Here is a 14,666-nt window from a genome sequence, read left to right on the forward strand (position 1 = left end):
AAGAAAGGACCCCAATGAAGCTTAGTACTAAATTGTTTTTGGGTGTAGCGTTTTTGGCTGTATTACAAAGCTGCCAGCAAAACACAGCCAAAAAGGCACCACTGGACGGGTTTACTTTTGGTACAGCGCAATTTTATGGGGACGAGTCTTTTTCGCCCATAGTTGACGAAGAGTTGTATGTTTTTAAGTCAAGTTACCCTCAGGCTAACCCTGTAATTACTTATAAACCCGAAAGCGAGGTTGTAAATAATTTAATGAATGATAAAGCAAGGGTAGTTATTATGGCGCGCACCCTGGATACTGCCGAACTTGGCGTATTAAAAAGGCGTTCATTGATACCAGACGTTAATAAGTTTGCGATAGACGCTGTTGCGCTTATTGTAAATAATGCGTCAAATGATACCACGATCTCGGTAAATGAGATCAAAAGCATGCTGAACGGGCAGTCGAAAACAGATAAAAGTATAGTGTTTGATAACCCTAATTCAAGTTTGGTAAGGTATTTGAAGACCTTATCTGGCAATAAAGCGCTAAAGCAAAAAAATATTTACGCGTTAAGCTCAAGTAAAGAGGTTATAAAGTATGTAAGTACGCACCCTAATTCAATAGGGATAACGGGCTTTGCATGGCTAAACGACCCTGATAAGGACTATGCGGATGCTGTTGGTAAGGTTAAAATTGTAGGCGTTAAGGACGAAAGCAGTAAAACTGCACCCAACGAGTACTTTAAACCTTCGCAAACAACTCTTGTCCAACATACGTATCCGTTAAGCAGGTCGTTATATATAATAGATTGCACAGGCAGGAAGGGTTTAGGCTCGGGCTTTGCATCGTTTTTAGCAAGTGAACGCGGACAACGAATAATACTAAGATCGGGCTTACTACCTGATTCTATCCCGCAACGGGAATTACATATAACACACTAACTATATACATAACAAACTAAGGATGAAAATGATCAGTAAGATAAGTAAGATAGTATTAGCACTGACGCTTGTTGGCTCTTCAGTTTTTGCGCAGAGCATAGCCGATGCAAAAAAAGCGATAGATGCAGAACAGTATCAGAAAGCAAAATTGATGCTTAAGAATTTAACCGTAACCCAGCCTACTAAGGACGAGAACTTCTTTTATCTTGGTTGGGTGTATATTCTTCAGGAATATCCCGATTCAGCAAAAACCAATTTCCAGAAAGGTATTGCTGTAAACCCAAAATCGGCATTAAACTATGCAGGTTTAGGTGCTGCCGCGTTTTTAGATAAAGACAAAGCAACCGCTACAACAAATTTTAACCAGGCAATAGCTTTGGCAGGTAAAGACAGTAAACCATATTTATACGTGGGCAAAGCTTACTTGTTAAATACCGTTGACGGTAAAGTACCTGCTGCAGATGCAAATGCTGCTATTGCAGTATTAACAAAGGGTAAAACTGTTAACGCTAAAGACCCCGAAATTTTGGTTGCCTTAGGTGATGCATTGCGCACCCAAACAAAAAACACCGAAGCATTGGGTAACTACCAATCGGCTTTAGACCTTGACCCTAAATTGGCTCATGCTAAAGTAGCAACCGGTGTTATCTGGAAATATGCTAATAACTTCGAGAGTTCAGAAACGGAGTTCAAAGCAGCTTTAGCCATCGATCCTAACTACGGCCCTGCTTATCGCGAATGGGCAGAAACGGACATCCGTTGGGCATTAACTGATCCGAAAATGGCATCGGCTAAAGTTAAAGAAGGTGCTGATAACTATCGTAAATACCTGTCGTTAACAGACCTTTCTGTTGAGTCGCGTTTACGTTATGCCGACTTCTTGTTATACGCCGGTGATTACAAAAGCTTGCAAACAGAAGCTGCCGCTTTGTCAAGCGCTGCAAATGGTAACTTAAAAGTTTACCGTTACTTAGGCTACGCCGGTTACGAGAATAAAGATTATCCTGCAGGTTTGGCCGCTATCAATACCTGGATCACTAAAGCAGATCCTAAACGTGTAATACCTCGTGATTATGTTTACCTGGGCCGTTTGCAAATTGCTTCTAAGCAAGATTCATTGGGTGTTGCTTCATTGCGTAAAGCAATTGAGATTGATACTACCCAGGTTGACGTTTATCCGGAGATCGCGAAAGCACTTTACGGACAAAAGAAATACGCTGAAGCTGGTGATGCTTACCACGTTTATACTCAAAAAGGCAGGAATGTGAAATTATTAGATCACTTCTATGAAGGAGTTAGTTACTACTTCTCTTATAACGAGAAAAGCCCTGATGCCGAAGCCACTATTGCAAAAGCAGATTCAGCGTTTAGCTATGTAACCCAAAAAGCACCGACTGACCCAAATGCATATTTATATCGTGCCCGTGTAAACGATTTAAAGGATAAAGACCGTAACAACATTGTGGGTTACGCTAAACCTTTCTACGAAAAATATATCGAAACGACTCTCGCTAAAGGTGGTACACCAGTAGATAAAGTGAAGAAGGAATTGGCAGAAGCTTATGTTTATATAGCAACCTATGCTGAATATAAAGATAAAGACATGGCCAAGGCTACTGAGAACTATACAAAAGCAAGAGATAATGACCCTACTAATAAACAGGTAGTAGCGTTTTTCTCCCGCAAAGGTGGCGCATCCAGCAGAGGTAAATAATCATATTGTCTTATAAATAAATTAAAAAAGTCTCCGTTAACTAACGGGGGCTTTTTATTATGTACTCATTTGTATATTTGCACCATGGAATTAAAAAGTTTACCGGTCAACTATTTGCCCATCATATTCCAGATGATGGTGGCTATGGGGTTTGTTGTTACAACCATGGTTGTAACCCACAAAATTGGCCCTAAGCGTAAAACTAAAGATAAACTTACCCCATTCGAGTCGGGTATCGAAGTGGTAGGTAACGCCCGTTCACCAATGTCAATCAAATACTTCCTGGTAGCTATACTGTTTGTGTTGTTTGATGTAGAGGTGATATTTATGTACCCCTGGGCGGTAAACTTCCGCGATCTTGGTTCCACCGGGATGATAGAGATGTTCATTTTTATGGGCACGTTGCTTGCCGGTTTCTTCTACATCATAAAAAAAGGCGCTTTAAACTGGGATTAAGGAAGCCCCACCCAAACCCTCTCCGGAATGGATGGCTTATATAAAAAGTCTCCCAAGCCGGGGTCGATTTAGAGGAGGGGTGTAGGGAATTAGTTTAGACTGATTCTAAATATATTTCCGAGGCTTCATAGTGTATCTGTTACATCGTAATTATTGTAAATTTGCACATCAGTTTTAACTGAGCATTTAATATTATTTGATAAGGAATTTAATGAGTGATATTCAAATAGTTGAAGCCCCTGCGGGTGTTGAAGGATCGGGGTTTTTTGCCACCAAGCTTGATCAGGCAGTGGGTTTGGCACGTTCACACTCTTTATGGCCGTTACCATTCGCAACATCTTGCTGCGGTATAGAGTTTATGGCTACCATGGGTTCGCATTACGATTTAAGCCGTTTTGGCGCCGAAAGGCTTAGTTTTTCGCCCCGCCAAGCCGATCTTTTGATGGTAATGGGTACTATATCTAAAAAAATGGGCCCGGTATTACGCCAGGTTTATCTGCAAATGGCCGAACCACGTTGGGTTATGGCTGTAGGCGCTTGTGCATCAAGCGGTGGTATATTTGATACATACTCTGTACTGCAGGGTATTGATGAAGTTATCCCGGTGGATGTCTACGTGCCTGGTTGCCCTCCGCGCCCCGAGGCTATTATTGATGGTTTTATGGCAATCCAAAAACTGGTGCAAACAGAAACTTTGCGTAGGCGCGAAGAGCCTAAGTACCAGGAATTGATGGTTAAATATGGTATCCAATAATGGCTAAAATATCTAACGAAGAATTACTACAAAGGCTTAACGATAAGTTTGCCGGCCAGGTTACCCAAACAGGTGCCGATTTTGGCTTGCTTACTGTTGAGGCCAAAAAAGAAAATATTAACGAAGTATTAAGTTTTCTGAAAACAGATGCTGTATTACAGTTCATCTATTTAACAGACCTTACCGCAGTACATTACCCCGAGCTGGAGAAACAGATCGTGGTAGTTTACCATTTACATAGCTTAACAACAAATACACGCATCCGCATAAAAGTTGGTCTTACTTTAGAAGACTTGCATATCCCTACGGCTTCAGCCATTTGGGATGGCGCCAACTGGATGGAGCGTGAAACATACGACTTTTTTGGGGTGATATTTGACGGCCACCCAGACCTGCGCAGGATACTTAATGTTGATGACATGACGGTATTCCCGATGAGGAAAGAATTCCCGCTGGAAGATCCAAACCGTGTTGATAAAAAAGATTACTTTTTCGGGAGATAATATAAATGCAGAACCACCCGGTATATACTGATAACGATCCGCAAACGGAGTATTCCACGCTAAACCTGGGCCCAACACACCCTGCAACACACGGTGTGTTCCAGAATGTATTGCAGATGGATGGCGAACGCATTGTAAGCGGCGTATCTACCATAGGCTACATACACCGTGCATTTGAAAAAATTGCCGAGCACCGCCCGTTTTATCAGATAACCCCACTTACGGATAGGCTTAACTACTGTTCATCACCCATAAATAACATGGGCTGGCACATGACGGTTGAAAAACTGCTGGACATACAAATGCCAAAACGTGTTGATTACATGCGTGTAATTATCATGGAACTGGCCCGTATTGCCGATCATATTATTTGTAACGGTGTATTGGGTGTTGATACCGGCGCTTTCACAGGCTTCCTGTACATGATGGAGCATCGCGAAGAAATTTACGAGATCTACGAAGAAATTTGCGGCTCGCGTTTAACAACAAACATTGGCCGTATAGGCGGTTTCGAACGTAACTTTAACCACATAGCATTCGCCAAGATTAAAAGGTTTTTGGTGAGGTTCCCAGTGGTACTGCGCGAATTTGAAGCCCTGTTTAATCGTAACCGCATCTTTGTCGATCGTACTAAAGATGTTGCGGCCGTTACCGCAGCCGATGCATTAAGCTACAGCTGGAGCGGCCCAATCTTGCGTGCGACAGGTGTTGATTATGACGTGCGCGCCATGGAGCCGTACTCATCTTACGAAGATTTTGACTTTGAAGTACCTGTTGGCGAGAACGGCGACGTTTACAGCCGCTTTTTGGTACGTAACGAAGAAATGTGGCAAAGCCTGCGCATTATAGAGCAAGCGCTTGCCAAAATAGAAAAAGAACCAACCGATATATTCCACGCGGATGTGCCGGCATTTTACCTGCCTCCAAAAGAGGAAGTATATAATAACATGGAAGCTTTGATCTATCACTTTAAAATTGTGATGGGCGAGGTGGATACCCCTAATGCCGAGGTTTACCACGCGGTTGAAGGTGCAAACGGCGAATTAGGCTTTTACCTCATCAATGATGGTGGCCGCTCGCCGTACCGCTTACACTTCCGCAGGCCAAGTTTCATCAATTACCAGATGTATGCGCCAATGAGCAAGGGTATGTTATTATCTGATGCTATTATTAACATGAGTAGTTTAAACGTTATAGCCGGAGAGTTAGATGCTTAGTGTACAGGATACCAATACACCGGTAACATTTTCGCCGGAATTGCTCAGCAAGTTTGCTGACGTAGTTAGCCGTTACCCTGCGGGGAAACAAAAATCGGCCCTGTTGCCTATTCTGCATTTGGTGCAGGCCGGGTTTGGCTGGACCAGCGTACCCGCAATGGATAAAGTTGCCGAATATCTTGCTATCCAACCGATAGAGGTTTATGAGGTTGCATCCTTTTATACCATGTACTTTTTAAAGCCGCAAGGCAAGTACATGTTAGAGGTTTGCCGTACCGGCCCTTGCGAAATTGTAGGCGCAACGCCAATAATGGAGCATATTGAAAAAACACTTGGTGTACCCGAAGGTGACGTTACCCCCGATGGCTTATTTAGCTGGAGAGGCGTAGAGTGCCTTGCTGCCTGTGGCTTTGGCCCGGTGTTGCAAATTGGCCCCGAGTACACTTTTTACGAGAACTTAACCACCGAATCTGTTGATAAACTGATTGGTGATTTAAAGCAAAAAGGTAATAACTAACATGAAAGACAGAATAAGGCTTACCACCTGGGACATCGCATTATTAGCAGGTATCCTGCTTTATATAACGGTACAAATGCCCGAGCGTTATAGCCTGATAGTTGGTTTAACAACTGTTCTGATACTTACAAATTGTATAAAAAATCATATAGCTGCTTATAAATTTAGCGGTAAAATATATTAGTAATGGCACGTAAATTACTTTTAGAACATATAAACGTACCCGGCATCAATACATTTGATGTTTACCGCTCAAAAGGCGGTTACGCCGCTGTTGAAAAAGCCCTGAAAACCTTAACACCCGATGAAGTGGTGGAAGAGGTTAAAAAATCGGGCTTGCGCGGCCGTGGTGGTGCAGGTTTCCCTACCGGGATGAAATGGAGCTTTTTAGCAAAGCCGGAAGGTGTTGAGCGTTACCTGGTTTGTAACGCCGATGAATCTGAACCCGGTACTTTTAAAGACCGTTATTTAATGACTCATATCCCTCACTTGTTAATTGAGGGGATGATAGTAGCCAGCTTTGCACTGGGTGCAAAAACATCATACATATACGTACGCGGCGAAATGATGCCGCAGATCCGGATCCTGGAAAAGGCAATTGCCGAAGCAAAAGCAAAAGGATTTTTAGGTAAAAATATTTTAGGTACCGATTACAGCCTGGAGCTTTATGTACAACCGGGTGGTGGTGCTTACATCTGTGGTGAAGAAACCGCTTTGTTAGAATCATTGGAAGGTAAACGTGGTAACCCAAGAATAAAACCTCCGTTCCCGGCTATTGCGGGTTTGTATGGCTGCCCAACGGTAGTAAACAATGTAGAATCAATAGCAGCTGTTGTGCCTATCATTAACGAAGGTGGCGACGAGTATGCGAAATTAGGTATCGGCCGCAGTACCGGTACCAAACTGATCTCTGCAGGTGGTAACTTACGCAAACCGGGTGTTTACGAAATTGACCTTGGCCTGCCGGTTGAAGAGTTTTTATACAGCGACGAATATTGCGGTGGTATCGCCAACGGCAAACGTTTAAAAGCGGTTGTTGCGGGTGGTTCATCTGTACCTATCCTGCCTGCTAACCTGTTCCTGAAAACCATTAATAACGAACCCCGCTTAATGAGCTATGAATCATTAGCCGATGGTGGTTTTGTTAGCGGTACCATGATGGGATCTGGTGGGTTTATAGCTTATGATGAAGACCAATGTATTGTACGTAATACATGGAACTTCGCTCGTTTCTATCATCATGAAAGCTGCGGACAATGTTCGCCTTGCCGAGAAGGTACCGGTTGGATGGAAAAAGTTTTACATCGCCTGGAATATGGTCACGGTAAAATGAGCGACATGGACCTGTTGATTGATGTATCAAAGAAAATTGAAGGTAATACCATTTGTCCGCTTGGTGACGCGGCAGCATGGCCTGTAGCCAGCGCTATCCGCCACTTTAGGGATGAGTTTGAATGGCATGTAACCAACCCATCTGCTGCATTGAGTGGTAATTACGGCATTGCACATTATGCTGATCCGCTACCAACACCAGAGCCGGTAGCATAATAAATACTGAATAATAATCGCCGCAGGGTGACAAAAATATAAAAAGACGAAAGTCAAATGAAGGTAACGATAGACGGATTTCCTATTGAAGTAGAAGCCGGGACAAGCATCCTGAACGCCGCGAGGCTGATTGGGGGCGATATTGTTCCGCCTGCTATGTGCTATTACTCCAAGCTGGAAGGCACCGGCGGTAAATGCCGTACCTGTTTGGTGCAGGTAACTAAAGGGTCTGAAAAAGACCCTCGCCCTATGCCAAAGCTGGTAGCAAGCTGCCGCACAACCGTAATGGATGGTATGGAAGTGAAAAACATCACTTCGCCGGAGGTTATTGAGGCACGCAAAGGCGTGGTAGAGATGTTATTGATCAACCACCCGTTAGATTGCCCTGTGTGCGACCAGGCCGGTGAGTGCCATCTGCAAGATCTGGGTTACGAACACGGCGCGGCTAAAACCCGTTACGAGTTTGACCGCCGTACATTTGAAAAAATAGACATTGGCGATAAAATTCAACTGCACATGACGCGCTGCATCCTTTGCTACCGTTGCGTATTTGTTGCCGACCAGATAACCGATCACCGCATCCATGGTATTTTAAACCGTGGCGATCATTCAGAAATTTCCACTTATATCCAAAAAGCAGTTGATAACGATTTCTCCGGAAACGTAATTGACGTTTGCCCTGTAGGTGCTTTAACCGATAAAACTTTCCGTTTTAAAAATCGTGTTTGGTTTACAAAGCCGGTTGAGGCACATCGCGAATGCGAGAACCCAAAATGCTGTGGTAAAGTTACCTTATGGTACAAAGGCGAGGATGTTATCCGTGTAACCGCGCGTAAAGATGAGTACGGCGAAGCAGAAGAATTTATCTGTAACACCTGCCGTTTTGATAAAAAGAAAACCAGTGACTGGGTGATAGAAGGCCCGCGTAAAGTATCGCACAAATCTGTTATCAACTCAAACCACTATGATACGCTTCACCCGCTGCCGGTTGTTAAAACCAACCCGGTATTGATGGAAGCGAATAAAGAACAATTTGAAAGGGAGACACGCCTGTAATGGAATTAGCAGACATTGCCATAAAATTTGGCCTCATCATTATTATATTCCTGATAAGCCTGGTAGTAGCCATGTATTCTACCTATGCCGAGCGCAAAATAGCGGCATTTTTCCAGGACAGGATTGGTCCTAACCGTGCAGGCCCGTTTGGTATTTTACAGCCACTGGCTGATGGTGCCAAAATGTTCATGAAGGAAGAGATCATCCCTACGAATGCAACACCATTCCTGTTCATAGTTGGCCCTTCGTTAGCTATCCTTACCGCATGTATTGGTTCGGCAGTTATTCCTTGGGGACAAGATCTTGTTATCGGCGGTAAAGTTATCCCGTTACAGGTTACAGATATTAACGTAGGTATCCTTTATATATTTGGTGTAGTATCATTAGGCGTTTACGGCGTAATGATAGGCGGCTGGGCATCAAACAATAAATACTCTTTATTAGGCGCTATCCGCGCGGCCTCGCAAAACATCAGCTACGAAATTTCGATGGGGCTTTCTATCATTGCCCTGTTATTGGTTACCGGTACATTAAGCCTTGGCGAAATTGCCCAGCAGCAACATGGCTGGCACTGGAACGTGATCTACCAACCGGTGGGTTTTATCCTGTTCCTGGTTTGTGCTTTTGCTGAAACCAACCGTACACCGTTCGATTTACCGGAGTGTGAAACTGAGCTTGTTGGTGGTTACCATACCGAGTATTCGTCGATGAAACTTGGTTTTTACCTGTTTGCCGAGTATATCAACATGTTCATTTCATCGGCAGTGATGGCAACCCTTTACTGGGGTGGTTATAACTACCCGGGGATGGATTGGGTTACCGCGCATGTTGGCCCGGTTATAGGCCCGCTAATTGGTACAGCTGTATTTTTTGCCAAGATCTTCGCGTTCATCTTCTTCTTTATGTGGGTACGCTGGACAATCCCGCGTTTCCGTTACGATCAGTTGATGGACCTGGGCTGGAAGATATTGATACCTTTAGCCATCGCTAATATTGTTGTTACCGGTATTGTTATTACTTTATTTAATTAGAGAGAGGTTATTTTCAATGGAATCATTAAGTAATAAAAAGAAGCAACTAACAGTTAAGCCGCTCAATTTTTGGGAGAGGGCTTACCTGCCTGCTATAGTGAGCGGCTTAGCCATCACCATGAAGCACTTCTTTAAAAAACCGGTTACTATAGCCTATCCTGATGTAAAACGCGAGTTTTCTGAAAACTATCGTGGCCTGCACTCGCTTAAACGCGATGAAAATGGTGCCGAACGTTGTACCGCTTGTGGCCTTTGTGCGCTATCGTGCCCTGCCGAAGCGATCACGATGCAAGCTGCAGAGCGCCAGAAGGGTGAGGAGAACTTATACCGCGAAGAAAAATACGCTGCCGTTTACGAGATAAACATGTTGCGTTGTATTTTCTGCGGATTATGTGAAGAGGCCTGCCCTAAAGAAGCAATATACCTGGACGGCGACATTGTACAATCAGATTACCTGCGTAAAGATTTTATTTACGGTAAGGACAAATTAGTAGAGGCACCTTTAAATCAATAACAGAAGTTTTATACCTTTGCCCAGCTATTTAAGCAAGCAAAAGTATATTGTAAAATATAAACATGAGTACATTTTACTTCATCGCGTTTTTATCCATATTCTTTTCAATACTGGTTATTTCTGCAAAAAACCCGGTGCATAGCATACTGTACCTTATACTTACCTTTTTTACCTTCACCATCCATTATATATTAATGAATGCCCAGTTCCTGGCTATCGTAAACTTTATTGTTTATATGGGTGCGATACTGGTATTGTTCTTATATACGCTGATGCTGATAAACCTGAATAAGGAGAGCGAGCCCGTTAAGCCATTTATGGTGAAGATAGCCGCGGTATTTGGTGGTGGCATACTGGCCGTAGCATTGGTATCGTCATTAAAATCATTAGGCGTGTCAGACCCGGTGGTATTAAAGAACCCCGAGCTTGGCCTGGTGAAAAACCTTGGTAAAGTATTATTCCACGAATTTTTGTTGCCATTTGAGGTATCGTCGGTATTGCTGTTATCGGCAATGGTAGGCGCGGTATTGCTGGCAACAAAAGACCCTAAAGAACCAAAAGCAACCATCTGATGGAAAGTTTAACCCAAACCATTCAAGCGGTACCGCTTAACCACTACATTTTATTAAGCACTATCATATTTTCGATAGGGGTGATGGGTGTTTTATTACGCCGTAACGCCATCGTTATATTTATGTCGGTTGAGCTGATGCTTAACTCGGTTAACCTGCTGCTTACCGCGTTTTCGGTTTACCGTGGCGATGCAGCCGGCCAAGTATTTGTATTTTTTATTATGGCCCTGGCCGCTGCAGAAGTTGCAGTAGGGCTGGCTATAATCGTAATGATATACCGCAATACCAACAGTATCGATATTAACGTACTGAACAGGTTGAAGTGGTAGGCCCCACTCAAACCCTCCCCGGAAGGGAGGGCCTTAGAAAAGGCAAGCGATTTTTGAAACGAGTATTATACAATTTAAAAAATAAAAAGTCTCTCCGCTAACCAGCGGAGGAGATTTAGAAGGGGCTTATGGACAATTTGATCTGGCTTATTCCTGTACTACCCTTAGCCGGTTTTGTTATTAACGGACTGGGGCGCAATACCCTGTCTAAAGGTATTATCGGTGCTATCGGTAGCTTATTGGTATTGGTTGCATTTGGTTTAAGTGTTGCTACTTTCTTCCAAATAAAAAACTCGGGCGTGCCTGTAGAGGTAAACCTGTTCGATTGGATCTCGGTTGGTAGCTTCCACATCCCTTTTGCATTCCTGGTAGATCAGCTAAGCTCCATTATGCTGCTGATCATTACAGGTGTGGGTTTCCTGATCCACCTGTATTCAATTGGCTATATGCAGGGTGATAATGGCTTCGGTAAGTTTTTTGCTTACTTAAACCTGTTCGTATTCTTCATGCTGCTGCTGGTAATGGGTAGCAACTATGTGGTGATGTTTATTGGTTGGGAAGGTGTAGGCTTATGCTCGTACCTGCTTATCGGGTTCTGGTATACAAACCCAAGTTATGCGGATGCTGCTAAGAAAGCATTTGTGATGAACCGTATTGGTGACCTTGGCTTTTTGCTGGGCATTTTCTTACTGGTAAACACATTCGGCAGCACAAACTTTGCTGACATTTTCCCTAAAGCGCCGGGTGCGGTTGCTGCAGGCGCGCCAATAGTATTAATTACCTTATTGTTATTTGTAGGTGCGGTTGGTAAATCGGCACAGTTACCGTTGTTTACCTGGTTGCCCGATGCGATGGCCGGCCCAACCCCGGTATCGGCCTTGATCCACGCGGCAACAATGGTTACAGCAGGTATCTACATGATAGCTCGCTCAAACATCCTGTTCACGCTTGCGCCGGATACCATGGAAGTTATCGCCATCATCGGCTTGGCCACCGCGGCGTTTGCAGCATTGATCGCCTTGACACAAACTGATATAAAGAAAGTACTGGCCTATTCAACCGTATCGCAATTAGGTTATATGTTTTTGGGTTTAGGCGTTGGCGCTTACACCGGTGCATTCTTCCACGTGTTAACGCACGCGTTTTTTAAAGCACTACTGTTCCTGGGTGCGGGTTCTGTTATCCACGCCATGGGCGGTGAGCAGGATATGCGCAAAATGGGCGGCTTAAAAAGTAAGATAGGTATTACCTTTTGGACCATGCTGGTTGGTACTATTGCTATCGCGGGTATCCCTCCATTCTCGGGTTTCTTTTCAAAAGACGAAATTTTGGCCGCGGCCTTTGCGAATAGCACAACGTTTTATGTAGTAGGTGTTATTACTGCTGGTTTAACCTCGTTCTACATGTTCAGGATGATGTACCTAACCTTTTGGGGTAAATTCCGCGGCACACATGAGCAAGAACACCACTTGCACGAGTCGCCTGCAAACATGACCATCCCATTAATCGTGTTGGCTATACTATCTGCCGTTGCAGGTATGATAGGCGTACCGGCAGTTATGGGTGGCCACCACGAATTAGGCGCTTACCTTGCACCGGTATTTGAGGCATCACACAAAATACTTGGCGAACACGAATTAAGCCATAGTACCGAATGGATCCTGATGGCAGTATCTGTAGGCATTGCGTTGGCAGCCTTAGGTTATGCCTACAGCAAATACGTTAGCGGCGCGCATGTGCCGGTATCTGATGAAGAAGAACGCCCTACATTGGCAAACCTGTCGTACCATAAATTCTATATTGACGAATTATACGATAAGATCATTCGCAAGCCATTGGATGCCATATCGGTATTCTTTTATAAAGTGGTTGAGCTTTTGGGTATCGACGGCTTTGTGAACGGCTTGGGTAAAGGAACATTAGAAACGAGTAACGGCCTGCGCCTGTTGCAAACAGGTAATGTAGGTTTCTACATATTTATGATGGTGGTGGGCATTATTGCCATTTTGTTGTACAGTTTAATTAAAATATAAGCGCTTAGCGTTTAACATATAAAATGACGGTTAGTATTTTACTTTTTTTACCGGTTTTGGCAGCACTATTAGTGCTGTTAGTTAAGAACGAGGCTGCAAAGCACGCGGCATTATTTTTCGCTGTAATAGAGCTTGGCTTGGCCGGCTATTTCCTTGCGGGGTTTGTGCCCGATGCATCTGTACAGTATGGCCTTGACTTACCGTGGATCCCTCAAATGGGTGTTTACTTTAAGGTGGGTATCGATGGCATTAGCATGGTAATGGTTTTATTGACCACTGTGCTTGTCCCGCTTATTATCCTTACTACCTACAAACATGAGTACAAGAACGCTAAAGCATTTTACGCGCTTATCCTGTTTATGCAGGCCGGTTTGTTAACCGTATTTACCGCGTTAGATGGTTTCTTATTCTATGTAGGCTGGGAAGCAGCGTTGATTCCTATTTACTTTATTTGTGCATTGTGGGGCGGCGAGAACCGCATCCGGATCAACATTAAGTTCTTCATTTACACCTTTGCCGGTTCGTTGTTTATGCTGTTGGGTATCATTTACCTGTACCTGCAAACGCCAAATAAGCTTTATGATATAAACGGCTTTTACAATTTAAGCTTAACACTAACACAACAATCCTGGGTATTCTGGGCGTTCTTTATTGCTTTCGCTATCAAAATGCCTTTGTTCCCGTTCCATACCTGGCAGCCCGATACATATACCGAAGCGCCATCGGCCGGTACCATGATGTTATCTGGTATCATGCTAAAAATGGGGATCTATGGTGTTATCCGCTGGTTAATCCCGAATGCGCCCGCAGGCTTCCTGCAATGGCAAAACCTGGTAATGATACTGTCGGTTATTGGTGTTGTTTACGCATCACTGATCGCATTTAAGCAAATCGACGGTAAGCGTTTGGTAGCTTATTCATCTATTGCGCACGTTGGCTTAATAGCCGCGGGTATCTTCGCCTGGACAACACAGGGTGTGCAAGGTGCAATGATCCAAATGCTTAGTCACGGTATTAATGTTGTGGGGATGTTCTTTATCTGGGATATCATCAGCCGCCGTTTAAATACCCGCGACATCAGCCAGATGGGTGGCATCGCTAAAGTGGCGCCAAATTTTTCTATCGCATTTTTAATTATCCTTTTAGGAACTGTTGCCCTGCCATTAACTAATGGTTTTGTAGGCGAGTTTTTATTATTGAAAGGTGTATTTAACTATAACATTTGGTTTGCAGCGATTGCAGGTTTAACCATAATATTTGGCGCGGTTTACATGCTGCGTATGTACAAGAACGTAATGCAGGGCGAAGCCAACGAGCTAACGTTAACGTTTACCGACATTGCCGGTTCAGAGAAACTGGTGCTGGGTATCATCTGTGTGCTGATCATCGCCATTGGCGTGTATCCGCAACCTATCCTGCATATATCAGAAGCTGCGGTAACCAATTTGGTGAACACCGTAAGTGCTAAATTTAACAACGGAGGCTTTTAGAATTTA

General features: G+C 43.8%; 16 protein-coding genes. All 16 read left to right on the plus strand.

Annotated elements, in window-relative coordinates; all coding sequences use genetic code 11:
- Positions 1–14 precede the first annotated feature (14 nt).
- The gene (locus RHM67_RS02785) at positions 15–926 is read left to right on the plus strand and encodes a substrate-binding domain-containing protein (protein WP_322230491.1); all 912 of its coding nucleotides are present in this window, start codon (positions 15–17) and stop codon (positions 924–926) included.
- A 22-nt stretch (positions 927–948) separates the two neighbouring features.
- Positions 949–2,640 carry a hypothetical protein gene (locus RHM67_RS02790; protein WP_322230493.1) on the plus strand — a complete coding sequence of 564 codons (1,692 nt, stop codon included), beginning with the start codon at positions 949–951 and terminating at the stop codon, positions 2,638–2,640.
- A gap of 84 nt (positions 2,641–2,724) precedes the next feature.
- Complete coding sequence (locus RHM67_RS02795; RefSeq protein WP_252758950.1) at positions 2,725–3,096, plus strand: NADH-quinone oxidoreductase subunit A; 372 nt, start codon at positions 2,725–2,727, stop codon at positions 3,094–3,096.
- 211 nt (positions 3,097–3,307) lie between these two features.
- Positions 3,308–3,850, plus strand: a complete 543-nt coding sequence (locus RHM67_RS02800) for an NADH-quinone oxidoreductase subunit B (RefSeq protein WP_322230495.1) — start codon at positions 3,308–3,310, stop codon at positions 3,848–3,850.
- The gene (locus RHM67_RS02805; RefSeq protein WP_322230497.1) at positions 3,850–4,353 is read left to right on the plus strand and encodes an NADH-quinone oxidoreductase subunit C; all 504 of its coding nucleotides are present in this window, start codon (positions 3,850–3,852) and stop codon (positions 4,351–4,353) included. Before RHM67_RS02800 ends, RHM67_RS02805 begins: the two co-directional genes overlap by 1 nt.
- Positions 4,354–4,358: 5 nt before the next feature.
- A complete protein-coding gene (locus tag RHM67_RS02810) occupies positions 4,359–5,570 on the plus strand; it encodes an NADH-quinone oxidoreductase subunit D (RefSeq protein WP_322230499.1) in 1,212 nt (403 codons plus the stop codon).
- Complete coding sequence (nuoE, locus tag RHM67_RS02815; protein WP_322230500.1) at positions 5,563–6,087, plus strand: NAD(P)H-dependent oxidoreductase subunit E; 525 nt, start codon at positions 5,563–5,565, stop codon at positions 6,085–6,087. Before RHM67_RS02810 ends, nuoE begins: the two co-directional genes overlap by 8 nt.
- Before the next feature lies 1 nt (position 6,088).
- Positions 6,089–6,271 (plus strand): hypothetical protein, encoded by a 183-nt coding sequence (locus tag RHM67_RS02820; RefSeq protein ID WP_295717589.1) that lies wholly within the window; start codon positions 6,089–6,091, stop codon positions 6,269–6,271.
- 2 nt (positions 6,272–6,273) lie between these two features.
- Complete coding sequence (nuoF, locus tag RHM67_RS02825) at positions 6,274–7,635, plus strand: NADH-quinone oxidoreductase subunit NuoF (RefSeq protein WP_322230502.1); 1,362 nt, start codon at positions 6,274–6,276, stop codon at positions 7,633–7,635.
- A gap of 57 nt (positions 7,636–7,692) precedes the next feature.
- Entirely contained in the window at positions 7,693–8,691 is a 999-nt protein-coding gene (locus tag RHM67_RS02830) for a 2Fe-2S iron-sulfur cluster-binding protein (RefSeq protein WP_322230504.1), read from the plus strand.
- A complete protein-coding gene (gene nuoH, locus RHM67_RS02835; RefSeq protein WP_322230505.1) occupies positions 8,691–9,722 on the plus strand; it encodes an NADH-quinone oxidoreductase subunit NuoH in 1,032 nt (343 codons plus the stop codon). The genes RHM67_RS02830 and nuoH overlap by 1 nt, the downstream gene beginning before the upstream one ends.
- Positions 9,723–9,738: 16 nt before the next feature.
- Positions 9,739–10,236 carry an NADH-quinone oxidoreductase subunit I gene (locus RHM67_RS02840; protein WP_322230507.1) on the plus strand — a complete coding sequence of 166 codons (498 nt, stop codon included), beginning with the start codon at positions 9,739–9,741 and terminating at the stop codon, positions 10,234–10,236.
- A gap of 62 nt (positions 10,237–10,298) precedes the next feature.
- Entirely contained in the window at positions 10,299–10,808 is a 510-nt protein-coding gene (locus tag RHM67_RS02845) for an NADH-quinone oxidoreductase subunit J (protein ID WP_252758960.1), read from the plus strand.
- Positions 10,808–11,137: an NADH-quinone oxidoreductase subunit NuoK gene (gene nuoK / locus RHM67_RS02850; protein WP_252758961.1), complete on the plus strand. Its 330-nt coding sequence runs from the start codon at positions 10,808–10,810 to the stop codon at positions 11,135–11,137. Before RHM67_RS02845 ends, nuoK begins: the two co-directional genes overlap by 1 nt.
- 128 nt (positions 11,138–11,265) lie before the next feature.
- A complete protein-coding gene (gene nuoL, locus RHM67_RS02855) occupies positions 11,266–13,170 on the plus strand; it encodes an NADH-quinone oxidoreductase subunit L (protein ID WP_322230509.1) in 1,905 nt (634 codons plus the stop codon).
- 23 nt (positions 13,171–13,193) lie between these two features.
- Complete coding sequence (locus RHM67_RS02860; RefSeq protein WP_322230510.1) at positions 13,194–14,660, plus strand: NADH-quinone oxidoreductase subunit M; 1,467 nt, start codon at positions 13,194–13,196, stop codon at positions 14,658–14,660.
- The last annotated feature ends 6 nt before the right edge of the window (positions 14,661–14,666 follow it).

Origin of the sequence: Mucilaginibacter sp. 5C4, assembly GCF_034345625.1 — a bacterium.
GTDB classification, from domain to species: Bacteria; Bacteroidota; Bacteroidia; order Sphingobacteriales; family Sphingobacteriaceae; genus Mucilaginibacter; species Mucilaginibacter aurantiaciroseus.

Excerpts from the sequence above, each read along its gene's own strand:
- RHM67_RS02790 (WP_322230493.1), top strand. The coding sequence starts at position 949 with ATGAAAATGATCAGTAAGATAAGTAAGATAGTATTAGCACTGACGCTT.
- RHM67_RS02810 (WP_322230499.1), top strand. The coding sequence starts at position 4,359 with ATGCAGAACCACCCGGTATATACTGATAACGATCCGCAAACGGAGTAT.
- nuoH (WP_322230505.1), top strand. The coding sequence starts at position 8,691 with ATGGAATTAGCAGACATTGCCATAAAATTTGGCCTCATCATTATTATA.
- nuoE (WP_322230500.1), top strand. The coding sequence starts at position 5,563 with ATGCTTAGTGTACAGGATACCAATACACCGGTAACATTTTCGCCGGAA.
- RHM67_RS02795 (WP_252758950.1), top strand. The coding sequence starts at position 2,725 with ATGGAATTAAAAAGTTTACCGGTCAACTATTTGCCCATCATATTCCAG.
- RHM67_RS02800 (WP_322230495.1), top strand. The coding sequence starts at position 3,308 with ATGAGTGATATTCAAATAGTTGAAGCCCCTGCGGGTGTTGAAGGATCG.
- RHM67_RS02805 (WP_322230497.1), top strand. The coding sequence starts at position 3,850 with ATGGCTAAAATATCTAACGAAGAATTACTACAAAGGCTTAACGATAAG.
- RHM67_RS02845 (WP_252758960.1), top strand. The coding sequence starts at position 10,299 with ATGAGTACATTTTACTTCATCGCGTTTTTATCCATATTCTTTTCAATA.
- RHM67_RS02820 (WP_295717589.1), top strand. The coding sequence starts at position 6,089 with ATGAAAGACAGAATAAGGCTTACCACCTGGGACATCGCATTATTAGCA.
- nuoL (WP_322230509.1), top strand. The coding sequence starts at position 11,266 with ATGGACAATTTGATCTGGCTTATTCCTGTACTACCCTTAGCCGGTTTT.
- RHM67_RS02830 (WP_322230504.1), top strand. The coding sequence starts at position 7,693 with ATGAAGGTAACGATAGACGGATTTCCTATTGAAGTAGAAGCCGGGACA.
- nuoF (WP_322230502.1), top strand. The coding sequence starts at position 6,274 with ATGGCACGTAAATTACTTTTAGAACATATAAACGTACCCGGCATCAAT.
- RHM67_RS02785 (WP_322230491.1), top strand. The coding sequence starts at position 15 with ATGAAGCTTAGTACTAAATTGTTTTTGGGTGTAGCGTTTTTGGCTGTA.
- RHM67_RS02840 (WP_322230507.1), top strand. The coding sequence starts at position 9,739 with ATGGAATCATTAAGTAATAAAAAGAAGCAACTAACAGTTAAGCCGCTC.
- RHM67_RS02860 (WP_322230510.1), top strand. The coding sequence starts at position 13,194 with ATGACGGTTAGTATTTTACTTTTTTTACCGGTTTTGGCAGCACTATTA.
- nuoK (WP_252758961.1), top strand. The coding sequence starts at position 10,808 with ATGGAAAGTTTAACCCAAACCATTCAAGCGGTACCGCTTAACCACTAC.